The organism is Ruegeria sp. CDSC079 (assembly GCF_059610505.1).
Genome location: NZ_JBXWNT010000005.1, coordinates 269,291 through 294,594, shown reverse-complemented (window position 1 = coordinate 294,594; position 25,304 = coordinate 269,291). Strand labels below are relative to the sequence as shown.

General features: G+C 57.7%; 27 protein-coding genes. 11 read left to right on the top strand and 16 right to left on the bottom strand.

Annotated elements, in window-relative coordinates:
- Window positions 1-295: 295 nt before the first annotated feature.
- The 9 genes from phbB to AC2FIC_RS11640 form a co-directional block, all read right to left on the bottom strand.
- A complete protein-coding gene (gene phbB, locus AC2FIC_RS11680) occupies window positions 296-1,018 on the bottom strand; it encodes an acetoacetyl-CoA reductase (RefSeq protein WP_271948478.1) in 723 nt (240 codons plus the stop codon).
- Window positions 1,019-1,131: 113 nt separating this feature from the next.
- Entirely contained in the window at window positions 1,132-1,518 is a 387-nt protein-coding gene (locus tag AC2FIC_RS11675; protein WP_281972563.1) for a hypothetical protein, read from the bottom strand.
- A gap of 7 nt (window positions 1,519-1,525) precedes the next feature.
- The gene (locus tag AC2FIC_RS11670) at window positions 1,526-2,701 is read right to left on the bottom strand and encodes an acetyl-CoA C-acetyltransferase (RefSeq protein WP_142635424.1); all 1,176 of its coding nucleotides are present in this window, start codon (window positions 2,699-2,701) and stop codon (window positions 1,526-1,528) included.
- 179 nt (window positions 2,702-2,880) lie between these two features.
- A complete protein-coding gene (locus AC2FIC_RS11665) occupies window positions 2,881-3,714 on the bottom strand; it encodes an EAL domain-containing protein (RefSeq protein ID WP_271948473.1) in 834 nt (277 codons plus the stop codon).
- An 85-nt stretch (window positions 3,715-3,799) separates the two neighbouring features.
- Window positions 3,800-3,988, bottom strand: coding sequence for a hypothetical protein (locus AC2FIC_RS11660; protein ID WP_496691815.1), 189 nt, complete (start codon window positions 3,986-3,988; stop codon window positions 3,800-3,802).
- Between the two features lie 88 nt (window positions 3,989-4,076).
- Entirely contained in the window at window positions 4,077-5,048 is a 972-nt protein-coding gene (locus tag AC2FIC_RS11655) for a sterol desaturase family protein (RefSeq protein WP_496691814.1), read from the bottom strand.
- Window positions 5,045-5,431 (bottom strand): hypothetical protein, encoded by a 387-nt coding sequence (locus AC2FIC_RS11650; RefSeq protein WP_271948467.1) that lies wholly within the window; start codon window positions 5,429-5,431, stop codon window positions 5,045-5,047. Before AC2FIC_RS11650 ends, AC2FIC_RS11655 begins: the two co-directional genes overlap by 4 nt.
- Before the next feature lie 117 nt (window positions 5,432-5,548).
- Window positions 5,549-5,914 (bottom strand): hypothetical protein, encoded by a 366-nt coding sequence (locus AC2FIC_RS11645; RefSeq protein ID WP_496691813.1) that lies wholly within the window; start codon window positions 5,912-5,914, stop codon window positions 5,549-5,551.
- Window positions 5,915-5,980: 66 nt separating this feature from the next.
- Window positions 5,981-6,547: a TlpA disulfide reductase family protein gene (locus AC2FIC_RS11640; protein ID WP_271948463.1), complete on the bottom strand. Its 567-nt coding sequence runs from the start codon at window positions 6,545-6,547 to the stop codon at window positions 5,981-5,983.
- 21 nt (window positions 6,548-6,568) lie between these two features.
- Between AC2FIC_RS11640 and argH the strand changes: the two genes are divergently transcribed.
- The 5 genes from argH (at window position 6,569) to AC2FIC_RS11615 (ending at window position 12,283) form a co-directional block, all read left to right on the top strand.
- Window positions 6,569-7,957, top strand: coding sequence for an argininosuccinate lyase (gene argH / locus AC2FIC_RS11635; protein WP_496691812.1), 1,389 nt, complete (start codon window positions 6,569-6,571; stop codon window positions 7,955-7,957).
- Entirely contained in the window at window positions 7,957-8,139 is a 183-nt protein-coding gene (locus AC2FIC_RS11630) for an argininosuccinate lyase (protein WP_496691811.1), read from the top strand. The genes argH and AC2FIC_RS11630 overlap by 1 nt, the downstream gene beginning before the upstream one ends.
- A gap of 82 nt (window positions 8,140-8,221) precedes the next feature.
- Window positions 8,222-8,377, top strand: a complete 156-nt coding sequence (locus AC2FIC_RS11625) for a hypothetical protein (RefSeq protein WP_185956656.1) — start codon at window positions 8,222-8,224, stop codon at window positions 8,375-8,377.
- 65 nt (window positions 8,378-8,442) lie between these two features.
- The gene (gene lysA, locus AC2FIC_RS11620) at window positions 8,443-9,708 is read left to right on the top strand and encodes a diaminopimelate decarboxylase (protein WP_496691810.1); all 1,266 of its coding nucleotides are present in this window, start codon (window positions 8,443-8,445) and stop codon (window positions 9,706-9,708) included.
- 37 nt (window positions 9,709-9,745) lie between these two features.
- Complete coding sequence (locus tag AC2FIC_RS11615) at window positions 9,746-12,283, top strand: TIGR02302 family protein (RefSeq protein ID WP_496691809.1); 2,538 nt, start codon at window positions 9,746-9,748, stop codon at window positions 12,281-12,283.
- Here AC2FIC_RS11615 and AC2FIC_RS11610 read toward each other — a convergent pair whose 3' ends face one another.
- Window positions 12,284-13,018, bottom strand: coding sequence for a zinc-ribbon domain-containing protein (locus AC2FIC_RS11610; protein WP_496691808.1), 735 nt, complete (start codon window positions 13,016-13,018; stop codon window positions 12,284-12,286).
- Between the two features lie 182 nt (window positions 13,019-13,200).
- Here AC2FIC_RS11610 and AC2FIC_RS11605 point away from each other — a divergent pair, with 182 nt between their 5' ends.
- From AC2FIC_RS11605 to AC2FIC_RS11585, 5 genes are all read left to right on the top strand, one after another.
- On the top strand, window positions 13,201-13,878 hold the full coding sequence (locus AC2FIC_RS11605) for a cell division ATP-binding protein FtsE (RefSeq protein ID WP_142635446.1): 678 nt from the start codon (window positions 13,201-13,203) through the stop codon (window positions 13,876-13,878).
- The gene (locus tag AC2FIC_RS11600) at window positions 13,875-14,777 is read left to right on the top strand and encodes a cell division protein FtsX (RefSeq protein WP_496691807.1); all 903 of its coding nucleotides are present in this window, start codon (window positions 13,875-13,877) and stop codon (window positions 14,775-14,777) included. The genes AC2FIC_RS11605 and AC2FIC_RS11600 overlap by 4 nt, the downstream gene beginning before the upstream one ends.
- On the top strand, window positions 14,777-15,517 hold the full coding sequence (locus AC2FIC_RS11595) for a lysophospholipid acyltransferase family protein (protein ID WP_142635450.1): 741 nt from the start codon (window positions 14,777-14,779) through the stop codon (window positions 15,515-15,517). The genes AC2FIC_RS11600 and AC2FIC_RS11595 overlap by 1 nt, the downstream gene beginning before the upstream one ends.
- Complete coding sequence (locus AC2FIC_RS11590) at window positions 15,504-16,109, top strand: pyridoxamine 5'-phosphate oxidase family protein (RefSeq protein WP_496691806.1); 606 nt, start codon at window positions 15,504-15,506, stop codon at window positions 16,107-16,109. Before AC2FIC_RS11595 ends, AC2FIC_RS11590 begins: the two co-directional genes overlap by 14 nt.
- Window positions 16,110-16,200: 91 nt before the next feature.
- On the top strand, window positions 16,201-17,253 hold the full coding sequence (locus AC2FIC_RS11585) for a sterol desaturase family protein (protein ID WP_496691805.1): 1,053 nt from the start codon (window positions 16,201-16,203) through the stop codon (window positions 17,251-17,253).
- Between the two features lie 102 nt (window positions 17,254-17,355).
- On the opposite strand, the gene AC2FIC_RS11580 is transcribed toward AC2FIC_RS11585, so the two are convergent.
- Window positions 17,356-17,949, bottom strand: a complete 594-nt coding sequence (locus tag AC2FIC_RS11580) for an NAD(P)H-dependent oxidoreductase (RefSeq protein WP_142635456.1) — start codon at window positions 17,947-17,949, stop codon at window positions 17,356-17,358.
- Window positions 17,950-18,048: 99 nt separating this feature from the next.
- Here AC2FIC_RS11580 and AC2FIC_RS11575 point away from each other — a divergent pair, with 99 nt between their 5' ends.
- Window positions 18,049-18,627, top strand: a complete 579-nt coding sequence (locus AC2FIC_RS11575) for a TetR/AcrR family transcriptional regulator (protein ID WP_142635458.1) — start codon at window positions 18,049-18,051, stop codon at window positions 18,625-18,627.
- Between the two features lie 17 nt (window positions 18,628-18,644).
- On the opposite strand, the gene lpdA is transcribed toward AC2FIC_RS11575, so the two are convergent.
- The 5 genes from lpdA to AC2FIC_RS11550 form a co-directional block, all read right to left on the bottom strand.
- Window positions 18,645-20,033, bottom strand: coding sequence for a dihydrolipoyl dehydrogenase (gene lpdA / locus AC2FIC_RS11570; protein WP_496691804.1), 1,389 nt, complete (start codon window positions 20,031-20,033; stop codon window positions 18,645-18,647).
- A gap of 84 nt (window positions 20,034-20,117) precedes the next feature.
- Window positions 20,118-20,507, bottom strand: coding sequence for an MAPEG family protein (locus AC2FIC_RS11565; RefSeq protein ID WP_496691803.1), 390 nt, complete (start codon window positions 20,505-20,507; stop codon window positions 20,118-20,120).
- 43 nt (window positions 20,508-20,550) lie between these two features.
- Window positions 20,551-20,820, bottom strand: coding sequence for a hypothetical protein (locus AC2FIC_RS11560; RefSeq protein WP_142635953.1), 270 nt, complete (start codon window positions 20,818-20,820; stop codon window positions 20,551-20,553).
- Between the two features lie 2 nt (window positions 20,821-20,822).
- Window positions 20,823-22,319: a 2-oxoglutarate dehydrogenase complex dihydrolipoyllysine-residue succinyltransferase gene (gene odhB, locus AC2FIC_RS11555; RefSeq protein ID WP_496870170.1), complete on the bottom strand. Its 1,497-nt coding sequence runs from the start codon at window positions 22,317-22,319 to the stop codon at window positions 20,823-20,825.
- A gap of 2 nt (window positions 22,320-22,321) precedes the next feature.
- The gene (locus AC2FIC_RS11550; protein WP_496691801.1) at window positions 22,322-25,279 is read right to left on the bottom strand and encodes a 2-oxoglutarate dehydrogenase E1 component; all 2,958 of its coding nucleotides are present in this window, start codon (window positions 25,277-25,279) and stop codon (window positions 22,322-22,324) included.
- Window positions 25,280-25,304 lie beyond the last annotated feature (25 nt).

Sequence of the window (25,304 nt, the reverse complement as noted above, 5' to 3'; positions counted from 1 at the left end):
GAAATTCTTAACTGAATGTTCAAAAAAGCTCGTTTGCGGCTTTGTCAACTAGAGTTCATATTGCTCATAAGTCAAGGAAAACTGTTTTGAACTGAGAGGCTGCCATGATTGAGATGACAACAAATCCAGCTGCACAATCGGCGATTCTGCGCGCGCATGAGGCGCGGGGCAAAGCGGTTCTGACTGTGTTGAAGTGGATTTTCGGTTCCCGCTGATCGCAGCGCGCGCGGTCTTACGGGATAAAAGAAGGGCCGGTTCTGCTTAGAACCGGCCCGCTTGCATTTTGGCAGCCAACTTAGGCGAAGAACTGAGCACCATTGGCCGAGATGGTCGATCCGTTGATGAATTGCGAGTCTTCAGAGGCCAGGAAAGCAACGCAGCGTGCGATCTCTTCCGGTTCGCCCAGTCGGCCCGCCGGAATCTGGCTGATAATGGAATCACGAACCTTCTCGGGGACAGCCATGACCATTTCGGTTGCGATATAGCCAGGGCAGATAGCGTTGGCGGTGATGCCCGCGCGCGCGCCTTCCTGCGCCAGCGACTTCACGATTCCCAGATCGCCCGCCTTCGTTGCGGCATAGTTCACCTGAGCGAACTGACCCTTTTGACCGTTGATCGAGCTGATGACGATGACACGGCCAAACTTGCGCTCACGCATGCCAGGCCAAACCGGGTGAACGGTGTTGAATACGCCGGTCAGGTTGGTGTCGATCACCTGATGCCACTGCTCGGGTGTCATTTTGTGGAATGGGGCGTCCTTGGTGATGCCGGCATTGGCAACAACGATGTCGATCGGGCCAATCTCGGCTTCGACCTTTTCGATGCCCGCTTTGGATTCGTCATAATCCGCAACGTTCCATTTGTAGGTGGCGATTCCGGTCTCGTCGGTGAAATTCGCGGCGGCTTCGTCGTTCCCCGCGTAGGTGGCTGCAACATTGTACCCTTCGGCCTTAAGCGCCTTGGAAATTGCTGCGCCAATGCCGCGGGAACCGCCGGTGACGAGTGCTGTTCGTGCCATTTAGGAATCCTCCAATTTAAGTCGTCTTGGTAATGCTGTTACTATTCCGAACCAACCAGCGCAACAATATTGCGCAGGCAAGTTGCCGCAGCGCTGGGTTTTTTGGTTTCGCCTCAGGGTAGTGTGAGGCCACGATCTTTACCCAATGCACGGCAATAGTCGATCCAGTCCTTATTTTCGTTCAGCAGAGCCAAATTGCCAAAGCGAACGTGCCATGTCTCGGACAATCGAACCTGCGCGGACTGGATGTGTTTGTAGGGGTTCTTAATGCCTTCCATTGCGGCCTGATCACGAGCTTCCACAACGAATAACGCCGCGCTGGCAAGCACGGCGTCTGTGGTTGTTTGGTCCTTGTTCCGGCGTGCTCTCAGCTCGGCCTGCTCTGTAAAGATGACGCTGCACTCCGTCAGGCTGGTCGAAAGCGGTTGACGGTTCTGTGCGTCTGCGGCCCCTGCAAAGCAAATCACAAGGGCCGAAATAAGAGTGGGCCGAGAAGGCATTGTTAGATCAGTCGCGCTCGACACATAGGGCAACGCCCATGCCGCCACCGATGCACAGAGTCGCCAGACCTTTTTTCGCGTCCCGCCGCTTCATTTCGAACAACAGAGTGTTCAGAACGCGGCAGCCCGAGGCGCCGATCGGGTGACCGATGGCAATGGCGCCGCCATTGACGTTCACGATGGACGGGTCCCAGCCCATGTCTTTGTTCACGGCACAAGCTTGTGCGGCAAAGGCTTCGTTGGCTTCGATCAGATCCAGATCGTCAACCGACCAGCCCGCCTTTTCCAGCGCCTTGCGCGAGGCATAGATCGGGCCGACGCCCATAATCGACGGGTCCAGACCAGCGGTAGCATAAGATGCAATCCGCGCCAGAGGCTCAATCCCGCGCTTTTCGGCATTTGCCGCCGACATCAGCAGGGTCGCAGCCGCGCCGTCGTTCAGGCCCGAGGCATTGGCGGCGGTGACCGATCCGTCCTTAGCAAAAGCCGGGCGCAGTTTGGCCATGGCTTCCATGGTTGCGCCGTGGCGGATGTATTCGTCTTTGTCCATCACGATGTCACCCTTGCGGGTCTTGATGGTAAAGGGGGTGATCTCATCGGCGAATTTGCCTGCCTTCTGCGCAGCTTCGGCCTTGTTCTGGCTTGCGACGGCGAATTCATCCTGCATATCGCGGCTGATCTGCCACTTTTCAGCAACGTTTTCGGCGGTTTGACCCATGTGATACCCGTTGAACGCATCCCACAGTCCATCGCGGATCATTGTGTCGATATACTTCATGTCGCCCATCTTTTGGCCGGCGCGCAGAGCGGCGGCATGGGGCGACAGGGTCATGTTCTCTTGTCCGCCAGCAGCGACGATATCAGCATCGCCCAGTTGGATATGCTGTGCGCCCAGTGCCACGGCGCGCAGGCCGGATCCGCAGACCTGGTTGATGCCCCAGGCCGCGCTTTCCTGCGGCAGACCGGCGTTGATATGCGCCTGACGCGCCGGGTTCTGACCCTGGGCTGCGGTCAGAACCTGACCCAAAATTGTCTCGCTGACTTCGCCTTTTTCGATTCCGGCGCGTTCTACAACGGCTTCAAGAACGGCTGTGCCCAAATCATGGGCTGCGGTGTTCGCAAACGAACCACCAAAGCTGCCGACGCCTGTACGTGCGGCGGATGCGATAACTACATTGGTCATTATGATCAGTCCTTTACCGACATGGTCCGGCGGAATGTCTGACGGCGCAGGTCGAGAGGTTCCCCCCGCAACAAGAGCGCCCCGTAATCCCCCGCTCAAGTATCACTGCAATAGCGCAATGCTGCATTTGCAGCAACGGGCAGCTTGTCTCAGGACCCAAGGTCCCTGGTTTTTTGGGGTTAACCCGCCGATTTCTGTTCGTTTTCCGTTTTCCAGGGCGCAGAAACCGTAGGTGCGCCGAACAGAAATCCTTGCAGACAATCGACGCCATTGGCCACCAAAAACTCAGCATCTGCCTTGGTTTCGACCGATTCGGCCGTGACCAGAATCTCAAATTCCCTTGCAACTGCGATCAGGGCACGAACCAGCGCCTGATTATCCGGGTTTTCACTGATGCCGCGGATGAACTGGCCATCAATCTTGGCGGCATCAAAAAGAAACTCGCGGAAATGGCGGAAGCAGAAATTGCTGGCCCCAAAATCATCCAGCGCAAATGCAACGCCACGTGGTTGCAATCGGTCCATGAAATCGACCACGAGTTCCGGCACGGTCATGGCCGAACTTTCGGATATTTCAAGGATCAGCCTTTCACCGATACTGGCATCTTTTTTCATGAACCGGTCAAGAACACGCGACCAACGTCCATATCCGATCGACCGTGCGGACATGTTGATCGACATGCGGATGTCCGGGGTGCGCGCCAATGTGCGCAGGCCCATTTCAAGCGCGATGCAGTCCAATTCGCGGCCAATCGGGGTGTTTTCAAGCTGAGGCATAAACTCGCGTGCCGGGATGACACGACCGGTTTCGTCCAGCACCCGGATGAAGCCCTCATAGAAGGCGATACCATGTGGCGCGTTAGCCTGCATGACCGGTTGAAAGGCCAGTTTGCACTGTTTGTGTTTGACAGCATCCGTAGCCATCTGGATCGTTGAGTTGTCGCGCGACAGCACAGCCGCGTTTAACGGGCTGTCTGATCCTTCGGGTAAATCTGCCAGTTTCCTGTCCCGCATGATCGAAATCGCTTCCCTACCGTCGTCGGTCAGGATCCAATTTCAGGGCAAAGATGTGAATCTGCGGTTAATGGAAATGAAAATGTCAGCGGGCTGCGTCCAGAACACGTCCCAGAGATCTCGCGGCACCAATAACTGCGCCTGTAAATCCCAGCACCATCATGGCCAGTCCAAACGCGATCAGCGTTGCGGTCCCGGCGGCCAGCGCTGTCAGCATTGCGAGAAGCAGGCCTATCAGACCTAAAACTGTGGAAAATGTTGTCCAACGGGTCATGATAATCTCCGGTCACTCGTAATGCACATCGTTTGGATATGTGCAGGCTGAGCTAATTTTCAAGAAAATCAGCACGTGACCGGCGGATTCAAGCTTGTTTTGCTTCGGATTTGTGCGTTTCGGTCTCAAAATGCTCAAATCCGGGCGTCCCTCGATCCCTGGGGTTGCGCGAGATATGCTTGGCTTTGATCTGCTCCGAGCTATCCCGGCTGCCGTCATGGCTGTAACCGGGTGGGGCAAAGCAATAGGCCAACCGCTGGCGCAAAGTTAGCCCCGATTGCGTGGCATCCTGCCAGATTCCGACCCATTCGTGAAAGGCGACGCGCAACGGGTTGAAGGTTCCGATATTGTGAACCAACCCATAGTCGACTTTGTCATCGATCTGCTCTGGCACAAAGGTGCCGAACATCTTGTCCCAGATGATGAACACGCCGGCATAGTTGCAATCCAGATAGCGCGCGTTGCGGCCATGATGGGCGCGGTGGTGGCTGGGGGTGTTCATAACCGCCTCGAACCAGCGGGGCATCTTGCCGATGGCCTCGGTGTGAATCCAGAACTGATAGATCAGGTTCAGACCGCCGACAAACAGAACCATTGCCGGATGAAACCCCAGCAGGATCAGCGGCGCGCGCACGACCATCATGAAGGTGAATGTATAAGTCCAGGTCTGACGCAACGCCGTGGTCAGGTTGTAATGCTGAGAGCTATGATGGTTCACATGGCTGGCCCAGACCCAACGGATGCGGTGCCCGAACCGATGCACCCAATAGTACCGCAAATCGTCCAGAAAAAAGCACAGGATAATCACCGGGATCGAGGTGCCCAGGTTCAGCGGCGTAATCTGCCACAACCACATAAAGAACCCGTAGGCGATGAAACCGAGCAGAAACCCCGAGGCAATATTGCCCGCGCCCATGATCAGCGAGGTGACCGCATCCCGCGTTTCATAGCGCCCGCCCCGGCCTTTGAAAGCGATCCAGACGAACTCGGCCAGAATTGCGGCAATAAAGAACGGGACTGCCCATTGCACGGCATCGGGAAAGGAAATCTGGTCGGTCATGCGGGCTCCATCAGGTGTCGCCAGTGGGCGCGTTCGATGTCATCGAGGTGGATGCGGGTTGAGGGAGTTCCGAAATCATGAAACTGAACTTCGAATCCGTCCGGATGCTCGATCCAGTCATAATCCTGCAGGTGGCGGGCCACGGTATCCGCGCCGAACGACCACAAAAGGCCCGAACCGGTTGTGGTTCGGATCAGCGCGGAACGTTGGTCGTGCGCTACGGTTACATCTGCGATCACGTCATCGGGGAAATGGCGCGACCATTGCGCGCGGGCCAGATCAGGCGTCAGGGCGAACTGCCGCGAACGGCCCGTCAGATGCAGCAGAATAGTAATTCCGCCGATCCCCCCAACGACCAGAACCAACAATATCTCCAGCGGCATGACATCCTCCTGACCGACAAACTGCAAAGCAGATGCGCGGCTGTCAAAGGTAGCGTCGCGTAAGCTGGAATTGGACCTGTGGCACCGGTTGGGAATCACGGCGACCTTGTAAAGAGGTCAGTTGGTAATCGTATAGGTCCCCCCGGAATCGCCCTTGCCCTTGTTGCGGGTAAAGGTCACCTGGTTCCCTTCTATCGTTACTTTCTGGCAATCCTGCGGGATCTGATTTCCGCCAACAACAAGCGTTCGGCACCAAAACCTTTTGTTCCAGGCCCATGCGCCCGAGAATTTGACCTTGTCGCTGGTTTGTCCGGAAATCTTCCCGTCGGGTGAAATAAGCACCCAAGTGCCGCCATCTACCAGTTTTTTACCAGCGACAGCATTCTGAAAATCTTGTTCTTTCCTGATGTCTTTGGCCTCCGCGACCAATGCCGAGCCCAAAATCAGACAGGCAGCAATGGCCAGAGTGAATACGTTCTTCATAAAGAAAGCCTCCTCGTTACAATGACGGGGAGGCTATCATAAATTCAGGACTTCAGGAAAACGACCTTAGCTTTCTTCTGCGACCAGTGCCGCAATGATCGCCTTGGCACTGTCTGAATTCCACTCGGCATCCCCGATCAGGCGGGCGACTTCATTGCCATCGGGGTCAAGAATGACCGTGATTGGCAGGGCAATGACACCGAACTCACGTGCCACGGCCGAGCCCGGATCTTGATGGCGCGGCAGGTTCTCGATGTTGTTTTCCTCGAAAAACTTCTTGATCCCCGCGGGTGAGTTGCGCCCGGTGGCCAATGTCAGGACTTCGAATTTGTCACCCCCGAATTCCGCCTGCAACTCGGCGATCTGAGGCATTTCCTTGCGGCACGGTGCGCACCATGTGGCCCAAAAGTTCAGCAGAACGTATTTGCCCTGATAGTCGGCAAGCGTTGCGGTGCCACCGTCATCTTCCAACTGAAATTCGACCAAGGTGTGCGGTTTGGGCTCTTTGTGCAGGATCAACCGCTTCAGGGTGCCTTCGCGCAGCGGACCCAGAGTTTCCGCATCTGTGGCCAAAGCCGCGTTTGCACCTAGCGCAAGGGCCATATAAAGGGGGATCAGACGAAATAGGCGCATATCAACTCCGGGTTTTCTTACATGACCGATCAATCTTCGAACCAGATGTGGGGCGGCCGCTTTGCCGCCGGTCCAGACGCGATCATGGAGGCAATCAATGCCTCGATCGGGTTCGATCAGCGGATGGCAGCCCAGGACATTGCAGGCTCGCGCGCCCATGCCGCCATGTTGGCTGCCACAGGCGTTATAACTGATAGTGATGCTGAAGCTATTCGGGAAGGGCTGCTCACCGTATTGTCAGAAATTCAGAGCGGGGCGTTCCAGTTCTCGACCGCGCTGGAAGACATCCACATGAATGTCGAGGCACGGCTGAAAGAGGTCATTGGCGAACCTGCGGGCCGTTTGCACACAGGCCGGTCGCGCAATGATCAGGTGGCAACCGATTTTAAACTGTGGGTGCGTGATCAGTTCGATGCCGCCGATACCGGTCTGCTGGCCCTAATCCGCGCGCTTTTGGCGCAGGCAGAGGCCGGGGCGGACTGGGTCATGCCGGGCTTTACGCATCTGCAAACCGCCCAGCCTGTGACCTGGGGTCATCACATGATGGCTTATGTCGAAATGTTCGGGCGTGATCTGTCCCGCGTCCGCGATGCCCGCGCGCGGATGAACGAATCCCCACTGGGGGCTGCCGCGCTGGCTGGAACCTCGTTCCCTATTGATCGGGTCATGACCGCCGAGGCGCTGGGCTTTGACCGCCCGGCCGCCAACTCGCTGGATGCCGTCAGCGACCGCGACTTTGCACTGGAATTCCTGTCAGCTGCTTCTATCTGTGCAATGCACCTGTCGCGCTTTGCCGAAGAACTGGTGATCTGGTCTTCTGCCCAGTTCCGCTTTGTCACCCTGTCTGACCGTTTTTCGACTGGCTCGTCTATCATGCCGCAAAAGAAGAACCCGGATGCGGCAGAACTGATCCGTGCCAAGGTAGGGCGCATTTATGGTGCGAACACCGCGCTGATGATGGTGATGAAGGGCTTGCCGCTGGCCTATTCCAAGGACATGCAGGAAGACAAGGAACAGGTCTTTGACGCTGCCGATAACTGGATGCTAGCGCTGGCAGCGATGGAAGGCATGGTCAAGGACATGACCGCCAACCGCGAAAGCCTGGCTGCGGCTGCAGGGTCGGGTTTTTCGACCGCGACAGATCTGGCCGACTGGCTGGTGCGCGTTCTGGGCCTGCCGTTCCGCGATGCCCATCACGTCACCGGATCGCTGGTTGCGATGGCCGAGAGCAAGGGCTGCGATCTGCCGGACCTGACGCTTGCGGACATGCAAACGGTGCATGCGGATATCACCGATGACGTCTTTTCTATCCTTACGGTGCAAAATTCGGTAAACTCGCGCCAGTCTTACGGCGGCACGGCACCGGATCAGGTGAGGGCTCAGGTCAAGCGATGGAAGGCGTTGGTGTAATGCGAATTCTGACTGCGGCTCTGTTGGTGCTGGCAGGGGTAACCCTAGCCGGATGCGGTGCGGATGGCGAACCGATCCAACCAACGATGAGCGCCAATATCGGCGTCGGCACCAGCGGCGCCTATGTCGGGGGTGGCGTTGGCCTGCAACGCGGCCCTCTGAGCGTTTTTCTCGGGCGGTAGTGTTTCCCGAGTTGCAGTTTCAGCACTCAGTTCCCATTTCAGACCGATCAATGGCGCTCGGCCGTAAACCTTGGAAAAAGAAATGAATATGAAGATTTTAGGCCTGTTCTTTGGCCTCGCCATTCTTGCGGCTTGCGACCCATCCTATAAACCGCGACCCGATCCCGAACCCCAATCCGGCGGATCTGGAATTTCGATATCCGGTTATGGGCGGGTCGGCGTTTCGCATATTGAATGACGCGACACCCCTGTTTGCGTAGAATCCATTGATCCGCCGGGGCATTTTGGTCTAAGCGCGTCTTTATGGATCACTTTCTTTACCGCGACGGCGCGCTTTACGCCGAGGATGTCCCGATCTCCGAAATCGCAGCTGCGGTTGGGACACCCTTTTACGTCTATTCGACGGCGACGCTGCTGCGTCATTTCCAGCTGTTCGATGAGGCGTTGGACGGGATCGACCACCTCGTATGTTATGCGATGAAGGCCGCCAGCAATCAGGCGATCCTGAAGACGCTTGCCGAGGCAGGCGCGGGGATGGACGTTGTTTCGGGTGGGGAATACTTGCGGGCCAAAGCTGCCGGAGTGCCCGGCGATAAGATCGTGTTTTCGGGCGTTGGCAAAACAGCCGAAGAAATTCGCACCGCTCTGACCGGTGGCATTCGTCAGTTCAACGTGGAATCCGAACCCGAGATGGAGGTGATCAACGCCGTTGCGCTTGATTTGGGCGTCGTTGCTCCGATCACCGTTAGGGTAAATCCGGATGTGGACGCCAAGACCCATGCCAAAATCGCCACCGGAAAATCCGAGAATAAATTCGGCATTCCGATCGCCCGTGCGTCAGAAGTTTATGCCCACGCTGCCAGCCTGCCCGGGCTGGAGGTCATTGGCATCGACGTCCATATCGGCTCGCAACTGACCGAGCTGGAGCCTTTTGCACTGGCCTATCAGAAGGTGGCCGAGCTGACCGAGACGCTGCGCAATGAGGGTCACAATATTCGCCGCCTTGATCTGGGTGGGGGGTTGGGCATTCCTTATGCGCGTTCGAACGACGCGCCGCCGCTGCCTTTGGAATACGGTGCGCTGATCAAAGACACTCTGGGTCATCTGGGATGCGAAATCGAAATAGAGCCGGGCCGCCTAATTGCCGGTAATGCTGGTTTGATGGTCAGCAAAGTGATTTATGTGAAATCCGGCGAGGGCCGGGATTTCCTGATCCTCGACGGTGCCATGAACGACCTGATCCGCCCGGCCATGTACGAAGCCTATCACGATATCGTACCGGTGATCGAACCCGTGCCGGGCACGGAACAGCAACCTTATGATATCGTCGGTCCGGTTTGCGAAAGCGGCGATACATTTGCCAAGCAACGGCAGATGCCGCCACTGGGTGCTGGTGATCTGGTCGCCTTTCGCAGCGCAGGGGCCTATGGCGCGGTCATGTCCAGCGAATACAACACGCGGCCCCTGATACCCGAAGTTCTGGTGCACGGAGATCAATTTGCCGTAATTCGTGAACGTCCGAGCTTTGACGAAATCATAAACCGCGATACCATACCCGAGTGGCTCTGACGCAATAGACGCGCGGGCCGGTGAACGGAGGCCCGACTTGACCGCAAGAGAAACCTTGCCGATCCCCAGATTGTCTTTGCTGCTAACGCAGGTGGGGATGCTAAGCGAGCAGGTTTGGCGGTCTTTCTGGCCGTTTTTCTCAATTTCCATGGCGCTGTTGGCTGCGCTGATGCTCGGACTGCAGGACCATGTCGGGGTGGAAACCGTTTGGGTCGCGGGGTCGGCGGCGTTGATTGGGCTGTTGGTTGCACTGATCCTCGGCGCGCGGCGGTTCCGTATCCCGACACGAAACGAAGCGTTGATCCGGATGGATGAGACCCTGCCAGGGCGTCCTATCCAGGCTCTGATGGATGAACAGGCCATCGGCGCGATGGATGCTGATTCTGTGGCCCTGTGGCGGGCTCATCAGGCGCGTATGGCGGAACGTGCCGCACAGGCTGCGCCGGCAAAGCCCGATCTCCGACTGGCCGACCGCGACCCCTATGCTCTGCGGTTCATAGCTTTGCTGGCGCTGGTGATTGCCGTGCTTTTCGGCTCATTTTGGCGCATAGGATCCGTGACAGAGATGACACCGGGTGCAGCTGTTGCCGGGCAGGGACCAAGTTGGGAAGGCTGGGTCGAGCCGCCACGCTATACCGGCTTGCCAACGCTCTATCTGGCGGATCAATCCGACCCGACACTTTCGGTCCCGCAAGGCAGCCGCATCACATTGCGATTCTACGGCGAGGTCGGTGCGCACAGCTTGACCGAAACCTCGACACCGCTGGGCACGGAAGCGGTCACCGACCCTGAACAGGAATTTGTCGTCGAACGTTCGGGCCAAATGACGATAGACGGGCCTTCCGGGCGCGATTGGGCGTTGGAAGTGATCGCAGATACGTCTCCACTGATCACCGTGTCGGACGTTGCCAAATCCGAAGCAGGCGGCCAGATGAAACTGCCCTTTGCGGCCAAAGATGATTACGGTGTGATAGCAGGCTCTGCCCTGATCGAACTAGATCTGGATGCAATTGATCGCCGCTATGGTCTGATGGCGATTCCAGAACCGCGTGAGGTGATCGAGGTTGAGTTACCGATGCCCATTACAGGCGACCGGGCCGATTTCACCGAGAATCTGATCGAGGATTTCTCACAACATCCCTGGGCGCATCTGCCAGTAAAGATCACTTTGATGGCGCGTGATGCTGCCGATCAGCAAGGGCAGTCTGAACCCTATACAACAGCACTTCCGGCGCGTCGGTTCTTTGATCCGCTGGCGGCTGCGATCGTTGAACAGCGGCGCGATCTGCTGTGGTCACGGGACAACGCGAAACGGGTATCTCAGATTCTGCGGGCGGTATCGTATCTGCCCGAGGACCTGTTCCGCTCGGATACGGCCTATTTACGCCTGCGGGTGACACTTCGGCGGCTTGAGACATTTACCGAATACGGGTTGAAGCCGACGCAGCAGGAAGAAATCGCGGCCTCACTATGGAAGCTGGCCGTATTGATCGAGGACGGTACGCTTGCCGACGCTCTTGAGCGGATGCGCCGGGCGCAGGAGCGCCTGACGGAGGCGATGCAGAACGGGGCAAGCGACGAAGAGATCGCTGAGCTGATGCAAGAGCTGCGCGAGGCCACCCAGGACTACCTGCAACAGTTACAGCGGTTGGCAGAGCAGAACGGTGAAGAAGGTCAGCAGGGGCAAGACGGAGAATCCTTGCAGATGACGCAGGATGATCTGCAACGGATGATGGATCGAATTCAGGATCTGATGGAGCAGGGCCGTATGGCCGAGGCGCAGCAGGCGCTGGAAGAATTCCAGCAGATGATGGAGAACATGCGCGTCACGCAAGGTCAGGGTCAAGGTCAGCAATCCGAAGGCCAACAGGCGATGGAGGGTTTGGCAGAGACATTGCGCGATCAACAGGGGCTGAGCGATCAGGCTTTCCGCGATCTGCAAGAGCAGTTCAATCCCGGTGCGCAGACTGGTGAAAACCAGGGCAATCAGGGCCGCAATGGCGGTCAGGGCCGTGGTCAGAGCCACGAAGGCCAGGGCGGACAGGGGCAGGGTTCGGACCAGGCTGATGAAGGTCAGCAGGGTCAGGGTTCGCTGGCCGATCGTCAACAGGCCCTGCGCGATGAGCTGGGCCGCCAGCAACAAAACCTGCCCGGTGCCGGTACTCCGGAAGGCGAAGCCGCCCGTGATGCGCTTGGGCGCGCTGGCCGCGCCATGGATGAGGCTGAGCAGGCTCTGCGGAATGACGAGCTGGCCGATGCTATCGACAACCAGTCCGAAGCGATGGATGCGCTGCGGGAAGGGATGCGCTCGTTAGGTGAGGCCTTGGCCCAGAACCAGCAGAATCAACCAGGTCAAGGCAGCCAGGAAGGCGACATGCAGGCCAACAACCGCGATCCACTGGGCCGCAACCCTGGGGCAAACGGGTCGATGTCAACCGATGAGAGCCTGCTGCAGGGTGAGGACGTTTATCGCCGTGCGCGCGAGTTGCTGGACGAAATTCGCCGCCGGACCGGTGAATCCGAACGCCCCGAGATTGAATTGGAATATCTCAAGCGCCTGCTTGAACGGTTCTGATCAGTTCTGAGAAGCGCCAGCCTGGGTATCCAGCCAAAGCCGGGCTTGATCCACCAAAGACACATAAGGTTTGAGAACTGCATCCGCCTGAGGAACAGCCTCACTGATTTGCGGAGCATTGCCGTAGATCAGGAACAGGATCACACCAAGTATCAAGATCAGAGCGAACCCACGCAGAAAGCCGCCGGATTTGGGGGGCGCAGGCGCTGATGCCTCAGGCGCATCTGCAGAGGCGTCGCCGCGGAATCCGGAATTGATCGTTTCGACATCGGGCAGGGCGTCACCTTGCCCGGAATCTTTAGCGGTTTCTGTAGCTGTCAGTTCCTTGACCGCCTGTTCGGGGTCTGGTTCCGGCTCGGAAGGTGGATCAAGAGCAAGATCAGGCTGGCTTTCAAGACTGCTGCCTTCCTGGGCCCGCAATTCGGCTTCGCGTGCGGCTTCTTCCTTCAGTATATCGGCGACCGAAGGATCCACATTGCTGACCGGCGCACCATCCTTTGGTGTGGCTTCGGGCTCGGGCTCGGTCTGGTCGGCGGTTTCTGGCTCCGCCGGTGGAACAGCCTTATCCTCGGCAGTCGTTTCATCTGCAGGTTGCTCAACGGTTGGATCCGCCGGATGTTTGGCCTGGAACCACGTTTTCTCGCAATTCGAACACTGAACATCGCGGCCTTCCTCTGGAATGACCTCGTCTGGCACCTCGTATTGGGCACTGCAGTTGGGACAAGTAAGACGCATGCTGCCTCCGGGCCGGGGGTTGGCCTGATAATAGTTTTTTTAAGAATGATATTCCGTTAGAACCAAACAGCAAAGCGCGTTTTCGGTTTCGCGGGCCAAGTGTCACCATTTGGACCCGGTACGGGCATTGAAACCTGAACCGCGCTGGGGCAAGAAGAGCGGCACAAAAATTGGGGGCCCCCGTGATCGAGCTGGACCATGTCAGCTACACCTATGGTGGAGGTGAATTGCTGAGCGACGTATCGCTTAAGCTTCAACCGGGGTCGTTTCATTTCCTGACCGGGCCGTCCGGTGCTGGCAAAACAACCCTGTTAAAGCTCTGCTATGGCGCATTGCTGCCCACATCGGGAAGGCTGAGCGTGTTCGATCAGGATATCGCCCGCCTTAACCGCGATCAGATGGCCCTGATGCGCCGCCGGATAGGTGTGGTGCATCAGGATTGCCGGTTTCTGGATCACATGACTTTGGCCGAGAATGTCGCTTTGCCGTTGATGGTATCCGGTAAGGCGGAAATTGCCGAGCAAACAGATCTGTCAGATCTGTTAAACTGGGTCGGGCTGGGTGCGCGTCTTGACGCGCTGCCACCAGAGCTGTCAGGCGGTGAACGCCAGCGTGCGGCGCTGGCCCGTGCGGTGATGCTGTCGCCGGATGTCGTGCTGGCCGATGAGCCGACGGGCAATGTGGATTGGGAAATGTCTCAGCGACTTTTGCGCCTGCTGGTCGAGTTGAACAAGATGGGCAAGACAGTCTTGATTGCGACCCATGATCTTAGCCTGATCCGTGCGGCGAAAAGCCAGGTGCAGGCGCGTGTTTTGCGCATCTCGCAGCGCCAAATTCAACTGGCGGGGGCGGATCTATGAACGTGGAAACTTTCCGCAACCTGTTGAAACGTGATGGTCGTGCCGACCGAGTTGTTCCGCCCACTGGCTATACTGCACATCTCACACTGTTCGTGTCCGGTGCGATGGGCTTTCTTGCGGTGTTCGCGCTGGCTCTGTCATTGGCGTCGGGGCGAGTGGCAGACCGCTGGGCAAGCGAACTTGCCGGCGCTGCCACGGTGCGGATCAATGCCCCGGCCGACCAGATGGCCGCCCAGACTGAAACCGCGCTGACGGTGTTGTCGCAAACACCCGGTGTCGCCTCTGCCCGGGCGTTGACCATCGAGGAGCAGATTGCGCTGTTGTCGCCTTGGTTTGGCCCGGATTTGCCACTGGACACGCTGCCCGTGCCGCAGTTGATCGAAATTTTCGAAGGTGAGCCAGGTCTGGATGCAGCAGGATTGCGCCTGCGTCTTGGGGCCGAGGTGCCCGGAGCCGTACTGGACGACCACTCGCGCTGGCGCGAACCTTTGGTTGATGCGGCCCGCTCGCTCTGGAGGCTTGGCTGGGTCTCAATCCTTCTGATTGGCGGAGCGACCGCCGCCATGATCACATTGGCGGCCAATGCGTCGCTGGCAGCCAACGCGCAGATTATCGAAGTGCTGCGTCTTGTCGGGGCCCGGGATCGATTTATTGCCAATGCGTTTGTTCGCCGCTTCACCTACCGCGCATTTTTTGGCGCGATGGTTGGTGTGCTGTTCGGAATGACAGGTGTGTTGTTGCTGCCCGAGGCATCGTCGGACGAGGGCGGCTTTCTGACGGGCCTGGGCTTTCAGGGGGCAGGGTGGCTGTTGCCAGCCCTCATCCCGGTACTGGGTGCTGCGGTGGCCTTTCTAGCCACATGGACTGCGGCAAACCGCAAATTGAAGGAGCTTTCGTAATGGCCACTCCAATTCAATGGATCCGCTCACTGGTCTTCATGATCGTGATCTACATGTGGATGCTGGTCCTTGGCCTCGTGTTTGCTCCTTACGCCATGTTTGCAAAGCGCGGAGCGTTACATGCATGCAAGACCTATGCGCGCACAACCATGTGGTTGGCGCGTTGGATGGTTGGTATTCGATGCGAAGTTCGCGGGACTGTGCCAGTGGACGAGGTGGTCATCGGGGCCAAACACCAGTCTTTCCTCGATATCATCATGATCTTTAGCGCGATTCCTCATGGCAAGTTCATTATGAAGCGCGAATTACTGTGGACGCCAGTCATTGGGCTTTACGCCAGCCGCCTGGGGTGCATCCCGGTCAATCGCGGCAAGAAGGGCGCTGCTGTGGCCAAGATGGTCCAGGATGTGGCAAAGGAATTTACAGAACCTGGCCAGTTGGTGATCTATCCGCAGGGCACCCGTGTCGCGCCCGGCGTTCACAAACCGTATAAGGTTGGAACTGCCGTCCTGTACGAAGGCTTGGGAATCCCTTGCGTACCTGTTGCAACAAATGCCGGAGTGTTCTGGCCCCGCAGCGGCGTGATGCGCAAACCCGGCCTTGCGATCGTCGACTTCCTTGATCCGATCGAACCCGGCGTCGAACGTGCGCGCTTTCTGGACCGATTGGAAGATGTGATCGAGACGCGCTCGAACGCTTTGATGACAGAAGTGGGGTTTGATCCTGATGCAGTTCATTGACGATATCGAAACGCTTGAGGGACATTACGGCGCACCGGGCGCCCCATCATTGCGTAAAGTAGCGCACCGGTTGACGCCTCTGTACCGGCAATGGGTCATGGCTTCGCGGCTATGCGTCCTCAGTACGGTAGGGCCCGAAGGGGTCGATGGCAGCCCACGTGGCGATGATGGTCCGGTGGTTCTGGAACTGGATCCAAAGACATTGGCGATGCCCGACTGGCGCGGAAACAACCGGCTGGACAGCTTGCGCAATATCGTGCGCGATCCGCGTGTGTCCTTGATGTTCATGGTCCCCGGGTCGAACAATGTTGTGCGCGTCAACGGGTCGGCCCGACTGACGGCGGACCAAGACCTTCGAACCCGGTTCGAAAAACAAGGCAGGCTTCCGGCCACCGTGATCGTCATCGACATTACCGAGGTCTACACTCAGTGTGCCCGTGCGCTGATGCGTGCGCGGACTTGGAGCAGCGGGGATGAAGCCGCCATATTGCCGACAATGGGTGAAATCCTGGCCGAAGCGTCAGACGGCGAGGAAGGTGGCACGCAATATGATGAGGCCTGGGGGCAACGCGCCGCAAAAACGATGTGGTAGCCTGTTTACTTATCAAGGTTTGGTCAAAGAATCGTCACACGGGTAAGTAAGTAGATAACCGTGAGGCAAATACAGAATACAGGAGCCGTCAATGGAGCAGCTTAGTTCAGTTTGGGATTCTTTCCTGAACCACGCCCGCTATGTGTTTACGTCTCCTTTGGATCCCACGAACCGGATTTTCTATGTCTATGTTGGCAGTTCTCTGCTGATTGCCTTCACCATCTATGCCGTGAAGCGCAGAAACGCGTCACATGTAGACGGAGAGAGTAGCTTTCTCGGGTTTCTGTTTCCCCGCAAGGTCTGGGACCACCCTTCGGCATGGCTCGATATCCGCTATTTCTTTTTCCACAAACTGATCGGGCATTTCCTGATATTGGGTCTGCTGGCCGGATCAGCCGCCTTGTCCTATCAATGGGCAAGCGGTGGGCTTGACCCCAATAACTCACCCCGGGCAGAGCCCTTGGTTGGCTGGTTGGGGGCTTTGGCTACCTTCACCTACATGCTCATTCTATTCCTGATTATGGATTTCATCGGCTACGCAGCCCATTACCTGCAGCACAAGGTCCCGCTGTTGTGGCAATTTCACAAAGTTCATCACAGCGCCGAGGTGATGCACCCGTTGTCGAATTTTCGCGAACATCCCATAGACAATATCCTCTACAATGTTGCGATTGGGTTTGGTGCCGGCGCAGTAACCGGGTTTGCGTTTCGACTGTTAGGGTACCAGCCGAACATGCCGGCATTGCTGGGCGTTCCGGTGCTGATGTTCTTGTTCAATGTCGGAGGCTATAATCTGCGACATTCCCATATCTGGTTGCGTTGGCCGGGTGTGTGGTCGAAAGTTTTTCCCTCGCCTGCGCATCACCACGTGCATCACAGTTGCCACCCGGACCATCTGGACAAAAACTTCGCCTTCATGTTTCCGTTCTGGGATGTGTTGTTCGGCACCTACATCATGCCCGAGGATAACAGGGACGTGAAATTCGGCGTGACCGAGAAGGACAAGGGGCACGAGATGGACACCTGCATGAAGCTCTATTTCCTGCCGTTCAGAGATGCGTGGCGTATTCTGAACAAGAAACGGCGGCCATCGTCTTACCAAGCGCCCGATGCAGATGCCGCCAGTCGCCATTCGGTCAAATAGCGAGCATCTGCGGTGGTTGCCGGCCTGACGTGATCCGCTGATCGCCTGTGCCCGGCAACGCCTTGGCGGTGGTTTCGGCTGGGCATAGTGACGCAAACGCCCTCAAGCCGCGGCGGCTCCGATCTTGGCGATCTTGCTGACCCAGCGGTCCACGTGACCCGGTTTGGGATAACTTGCCCCGGCAAAATAGGTGAACCGGGTCGGCTTGAAGCCAACAAATCCCAATATCTGATCGCGTACCTGGCGGATCAAGGCTTGGCGATAGATCAGGCGCATGAACCAACCCGGCGTATCTGATGTCAGAATGACGCGCGCGGTGCGTCCGCTCAGCATTGGGGCGGGCAATCCAATCTTAGTGGTGTTTCGCGTGTCAAAGGTGCGTCCGGGGATGAACATCCGGTCGATCAGACCTTTGAGCTTTGCGGGCAATCCGCCCCACCACATTGGCGTGGTCAAGACCAGGTGCTCGCTCCATTCGAAATCTTGCAATACCTGCTCAAGAACCGGTTCTAGCGGTTTGAAATCGTGATAATTGCCCTGGCCAAAATCAAAGTCGAACTGCATCTCGCTTAGATGGACCAGACGCACGTCATGTCCCTTGCCTCGGGCGGCGTCGGCATAAGTTTCGGCAAAGGTCCGCGACAGGCTACTATCGGCGGGGTGTCCGTCGAGGACAAGTATTTTCTTCGGTTGCATGGGGCTCTCCTGAAAATGACCGTGGTCACTTATAGAATCGGAAAGTGACCACGGTCAATAAAAATTTGACCATGGTCAAAAAACATGCGAGCTAACCATATGCAAAAACCACCCCAGAAACGAACTCTCAAAACTCGGGCCCGGCTTTTGGCGGCTGCCGAGGCGCTCATTGAAAACAGCGGATACGAAGCGCTGAGGGTAGAAGAGGTCGTCCAGAGCGCTGGCGTCGCCAAAGGGACGTTCTTCGCGCATTTTCGCGACAAGGATGCCTTGATGGAGCTTCTGATCGCAGATCGGCTGAATGCCTGCCTCGATCAGGCCGAGGCTGGGACCGCGCCCAAATCGGTGAATGATATCATGACCGCCCTGCAGCCGGTTCACAGCTTCATGACATCCGAACGGTATGTCTTTGACTTGTTGATAAGATATTCGGGGGCGACGGCTATCGCCGATATCGGACCGATCGCATATTGCTTTGAGCGCTACTTTCGTGTGGTGATGATGTGGCTTGACGCTGCGGATGTCCGACAGGACATTCCGACCGAGCTGTTGGCCGAAGGTGTTCAGGCCTTTGCCATTCAGGCCATGTCCCTGAAGTTCTGCGCCTTGCACGCCTCGACCGGTTTTACCGACCGGTTGAGGGTCTATCTGGATGCATGGTTGACCCCGGCGACCTAGTCACCGGGGTCCTTTTGTTAGCTGTGAATTGGCCCGTCACCGCAGGCCAGGGCCGCCTCACGCACCGCTTCGGAATATGTCGGATGCGCGTGACAGGTCAGCGCCAGATCTTCGGCCGAGGCGCCGAATTCCATCGCCACGCAGACTTCGTGAATCAAATCACCCGCAGCCGGGCCAATGATATGCGCGCCCAGAATGCGGTCGGTTTCCTTGTCTGCCAGAATCTTGACGAATCCATCCGAGGCAAAGTTCGCCTTGGCGCGGCCATTGCCCATGAACATGAACTTTCCGACCTTATAGGCACGGCCCTGTTCTTTGAGTGTCGCCTCGGTCTCGCCGACATTGGCGACCTCGGGCCAGGTGTAGATCACGCCCGGAATGACGCCATAGTTCACATGCCCATGCTTGCCCGCAACCTGTTCGGCGGCGGCCATGCCCTCGTCTTCGGCCTTATGCGCCAGCATCGGGCCTTCAGTCACGTCGCCGATGGCATAGACGCCCGGCACGTTAGTCTGCCAATCGGCGCCTACCTTGATCTGACCGCGGGGTGTCATTTCAACACCCAAAGCGTCCAGCCCCAAACCATCCGAGAACGGTTTGCGCCCAGTAGCGACAAGGACGGTATCGGCGTCAATCACATGCTCGCTGTCATCCTTCAGCAGCTTATAAGTCACCTTGGCCTTGGTCTTGGTGGCTTCGGTCTTTTGCACCGCAGCACCCATGACAAAGTTCAGGCCCTGTTTCTTGAGGATGCGCTGGAAGGTTTTCTGAACCTCAGGGTCCATGCCCGGGGTGATTTCCTTGAGGAATTCGATCACCGTGACTTCGGAACCCAGACGGCTGTAGACCGAGCCCAGTTCAAGCCCGATCACACCTGCGCCGATGACGACCATCTTTTTCGGGATTTTTCCCAGCGCCAACGCACCGGTCGAGGTCACGACAACCTTTTCGTCCACTTCGACACCAGGCAGTGCGGATGGCTCGGACCCGGACGCGATGATGATGTTCTTGGCCTCGTGAACCTCATCACCGACCTTGACCTGCCCAGCGGCCGGGATCGAACCCCAGCCTTTCAGCCAGTCGATCTTGTTCTTCTTGAACAGGAATTCGATGCCCTTGGTGTTGCCGTCAATGACTTCGTCCTTATAGGCCTGCATCTGCTTCCAATCGACTGAAGGGCTTTTGCCCTTGAGGCCCATCTTGGCAAAGTTATGCTCGGCCTCGTGCAGCTGATGGCTGGCATGCAGCAACGCCTTAGACGGGATGCAGCCCACGTTCAGGCAGGTGCCGCCCAGCGTCTCACGCCCTTCGACCACGGCGGTTTTCAACCCCAGCTGCGCGCAGCGGATGGCGCAGACATAGCCGCCGGGGCCTGCTCCGATTACGATGACGTCATAGTTTGCCATTTGTCCGGTCCTTGTATTTGGTGGGGTCGGATACGCTTGTCTGCGCAATGCACCCCCATTGAATAATCTATGCGGCAGCTCGAATCAAAACACAGCTGCCAACAGCATTGCAGTGGTCGCCAGCAGCCCGATCATCCAGATCACCGTACGCCATGGTGTCCAGCCAAATGCATAGGCCGGAACATAGGAAGCGCGTGCGATCAGGTAGACCCAACTACATGCGGCAGTAAAAGCGCTGGATTGCCCCGAGGTCGTAATGACCAAAGATGCGATAGCGAACAAAACCAACCCTTCGGAATGGTTGCTAAGCGCCCGGTGCAGACGTCCCATTGCAGCAGGTTTGTCAAACGGGGTATCACGAGGTCCCAACGCGTGCAGCACATCGACCTTGCCGTGGCCAGAGATCAAATAGGCGACAAATTGAGCGACCCAAAGAAGGGCTGCCAGCGACAAGACGGTCAATTCCGTGGTCATTCAGCTTGTTTCCTCGCACTAGGAACGGATGCGATAAATCGGTTTAAACTGGCGTCAGAAGCTTCACCTGAATATGCGCGATCCCGCCGCGTTCGTGATGCATGGCCAATTCCTCAGAATCAAAGAAACTCAGGGCCTTTTCAAGATCAACCACCTCAAACATTGCAACCGCATGATCACGCTGATCGGGGTCTTTCCAGATGTGGAGGTCGCGGATACCCGCGGCCTCCCGCATTGGCTTGTCTTCGCGAAACACTTTCAGCCAGACATCAAAATCAGCAACGTCAGCCTGCCAGAGTACATGAGTTGCCATGGTCATAGATCCATCAGCAGGCGGCGTGGGTCTTCCAGTGCCTCTTTCACGCGCACTAGGAAGGTCACAGCACCTTTGCCGTCCACGATCCGGTGGTCATAGGACAGAGCCAGATACATCATCGGGCGGATCTTGACCTCACCGTTGATGGCCATCGGACGGTCCTGAATCTTGTGCATACCAAGAATACCCGACTGCGGCGGGTTCAGAATCGGCGAGGACATCAGCGAGCCATAGACGCCGCCGTTCGAAATGGTGAAGGTGCCGCCCTGCATCTCTTCCATGCTCAGCTTGCCGTCACGGGCGCGCCTGCCCTTTTCGGCGATTGCCTTTTCGATCGCGGCAAATGACATCGAATCTGCATCACGGATGACCGGAACAACAAGACCGGTCGGCGTGCCTGCGGCGACACCCATATGCACAAAGTTCTTATAGACAATGTCGGTGCCATCAATCTCGGCATTCACTTCGGGCACTTCTTTCAGTGCATGACAGCAGGCCTTGGTGAAGAAGGACATAAAGCCCAGACGGACGCCGTGTTTCTTCTCGAACTGGTCCTTGTACTGGTTGCGCAGGGCCATCACCTCTGTCATGTCCACCTCGTTATAGGTGGTCAGCATGGCGGCGGTGTTCTGGCTGTCTTTCAGGCGTTTGGCGATGGTCTGGCGCAGGCGTGTCATGCGCACACGTTCCTCGCGGCTGGCATCCTGTGCAGCAACGGGTGCGCGTGGTGCCTGGGTCGCAGGTGCGGGTGCCGCGACAGCGGGCGCTGGGGCCGCGACTGCCTTGGCCACATCTTCCTTCATGATACGTCCGTCGCGTCCGGTTCCCGTGACCTGATCGGCGGACAGGCCAGCCTGGGCCATGGCTTTCTCAGCCGAAGGCGCGTTGGCTATGTCTTTGCCACCACCATCGCTGCTGCCCGCAGCGGGTGCTGCCGGAGCGGCTACTGCCCCTGCTGCTGAACCCGAGATCACCGCCAGCTTGGCTGCGGCGTCTACAGTTGCGCCTTCAGGGGCAACGATTTCTGCCAGAACACCCGCCACAGGGGCGGGAACCTCAACCGAGACCTTGTCGGTCTCCAGCTCACACAGCATCTCGTCCTGAGCGACGCTGTCGCCGACCTGTTTGAACCAGGTCGAGACCGTCGCTTCGGTCACGGATTCGCCCAGCGTGGGCACCATCACATCAATGCTGCCGCCCGAGGCTGCCGGTGCTGCGGCAGGCGCAGGTGCGGCGGCTGGGGCCGGGGCGGCACCTTCTCCGGCGACGATTGTCGCCAGCAGGGCATCAACACCAACGGTTTCGCCTTCGGCGGCGACAACCTCACCCATCACGCCAGCGGCGGGCGAGGGGACCTCGACCGTGACCTTGTCGGTTTCAAGCTCGCACAGCATTTCATCGACCGCGACTGCATCACCGGGTTTCTTGAACCAGGTGGCAACGGTGGCTTCGGTAACGGATTCGCCCAGCGTGGGAACACGAACTTCAATGGACATCATTACTTTCCTTCAATGCTCAGCGCTTCGTTCACCAGCGCTTCTTGTTGGGCTTTATGTTGGCTGGCCAGACCTGTCGCAGGTGAGGCCGAGGTGGCGCGGCCGACATAGACCGGGCGGGTATGTTTGGCGCCGATCCGGGTCAGGACCCATTCGATATTGGGTTCGATAAAAGACCATGCACCCTGGTTCTTGGGCTCTTCCTGACACCAGATGATTTCGGCTCCCTTGAACCGTTCCAGTTCATTGATCAGCGAATGCGCGGGGAACGGATAGTACTGTTCGATCCGCATCAGATAGACATCGTCGATGCCGCGCGCGTCACGCTCTTCCAGCAGGTCGAAATAGACCTTGCCGGAACACATCACGACCCGTTTGATTTTGTCATCCTTGACCAGGGTTGTGTCCGAGTTACCCTTTTGCGCGTCGTCCCACAGCACCCGGTGGAAGCTGGAGCCGGTGGTGAAATCCTCGGCCGTGCTGATCGCCAGCTTGTGGCGCAGCAGAGATTTCGGTGTCACCAGGATCAGAGGCTTGCGGAAGGTTCTGTGCAGCTGACGGCGCAGGATGTGGAAGTAGTTCGCAGGCGTCGTGCAGTTGGCTACGATCCAGTTGTCCTGACCACACATCTGCAGAAAGCGTTCCAGACGCGAGGACGAGTGTTCAGGCCCTTGCCCTTCGAACCCGTGCGGCAGCAGGGTCACCAGACCGGACATGCGCAGCCATTTGCTTTCGCCCGAGCTGATGAACTGATCGAACATGATCTGCGCACCGTTGGCGAAATCGCCGAACTGCGCCTCCCACAGGGTCAGAGCGTTGGGTTCAGCCAGAGAAAAGCCGTATTCAAAGCCCAGAACCGCGTATTCCGACAGCATCGAGTCGATCACCTCATATTGTGATTGACCAGCCCGGATGTTGTTCAGTGGATAGTACCGCTCTTCAGTTTCCTGATTGATAAAGCCGGAATGGCGCTGGCTGAACGTACCGCGCGTCGCGTCCTGTCCCGACAGGCGAACTGGATAGCCTTCGGTCAGCAATGATCCAAAGGCAAGCGCCTCACCCGTGGCCCAGTCAAAGCCTTTGCCGGTTTCGAACATTTGCTTTTTGTGGTCCAGCAGGCGGCCGACAGTTTTATGGAGTGCAAATCCCTCGGGGGCCCGGGTTAGCGATGCGCCAACCTCGGCCAGGGTTTCTGGTGCAATCGCAGTATCGCCGCGAACATATTCGTCTTTGTTCTTATCCAGATGCGCCCAACGCCCGTCCAGCCAGTCGGCCTTGTTGGGCTTATAGTCTTTGCCGGCTTCGAACTCATCATTCAGATGGGCCTGAAAGGCGGCTTTCATATCTTCGATCTCGCCTTCGGGGATCAACCCGTCCTTGACCAGCCGCTCCGTGTACAGTGACAGCGTGGTCTTATGGGTCTTGATCTTCTTGTACATGATCGGGTTGGTGAACATGGGCTCGTCGCCCTCGTTATGCCCGAACCGGCGATAGCAGAATATATCCAGAACCACGTCCTTGTGGAACTTCTGGCGAAACTCGGTCGCAACCTTGGCTGCGTGTACCACCGCCTCGGGGTCGTCGCCATTCACGTGGAAGATCGGGGCTTCAACCATCAGTGCGATATCCGTGGGATAAGGGCTGGAGCGCGAGAAATGCGGTGCAGTGGTAAAGCCGATCTGGTTGTTCACCACGATATGCATGGTGCCGCCGGTCCTGTGACCGCGCAGGCCGGACAGGCCGAATCCTTCGGCAACGACACCCTGACCGGCAAAGGCCGCATCGCCATGCAGTAGAATGGCCATGACTCTGGTCCGGTCGGTGTCGTTCAACTGATCCTGCTTGGCGCGGACCTTGCCCAGAACAACAGGGTTCACCGCCTCAAGGTGGCTTGGGTTAGCGGTCAATGACAGGTGTACGCTGTTGCCGTCAAATTCGCGGTCGCTTGAGGCGCCCAGGTGGTATTTTACATCGCCCGAGCCATCCACGTCCTCAGGCTTGAAGCTGCCCCCCTGGAATTCGTTAAAGATGGCGCGGTATGGCTTGGCCATTACATTCGCTAGAATGTTCAGACGTCCGCGGTGTGGCATGCCGATGACAATATCGCTCAGGCCTAGGGCCCCGCCGCGTTTGATGATCTGTTCCATCGCGGGGATCAGTGCTTCGCCGCCGTCCAGACCAAAGCGCTTGGTGCCCATGTATTTCACGTGCAGGAACTTTTCGAACCCTTCGGCCTCGACCATCTTGTTCAGGATGGCCTTGCGGCCCTCTTTGGTGAACGCGATTTCCTTGCCATAGCCTTCGATCCGTTCCTTCAGCCAGGCAGCCTCTTCCGGGTTCGAAATATGCATGTATTGCAGCGCGAAGGTGCCGCAATAGGTGCGTTTCACGATCTCGACGATCTGGCGCATGCTGGCCATCTGCAAGCCCAGCACGTTGTCGATAAAGATCGGGCGATCCATATCGGCATCGGTAAACCCATAAGTCTTGGGGTCCAATTCCGGATGCGTGCTGGCAGCCCGCATGCCCAACGGGTCCAGATCGGCGGCCAGATGACCCCGAATACGATAGGCCCGGATCAGCATCAGCGCCCGCAGACTGTCCAGAACTGCGCGCTTAATCTGGTCTTCGCTGACGGCAACACCTTTGTCGGCGGCTTTTTCCTTGATCTTCTTGCCCGCCGCCTTGGCGTCGATCTCGGCCCATTCGCCAGTCAACGCACCGGTCAGATCATCCGTCGGCATCGGCGGCCAGTCGGACCGCGCCCACGAAGGCCCTTCGGCCTCGCGCTGGACATCAGGCGAGGCGTCGCCCATGGCCTTGAAGAACTCGGCCCAGGCGGCATCCACCGCGCCGGGGTTCTTGGAATACTGGGCGTAGAGCTGCTCCAGATATTCGGCATTATGCCCCTGCATAAAGCTTGAGGCGTGGAAGGCAGAGTTGGGCGAATGTTCGGTCATTGTAGGACCTCAAATGCGATTTCGG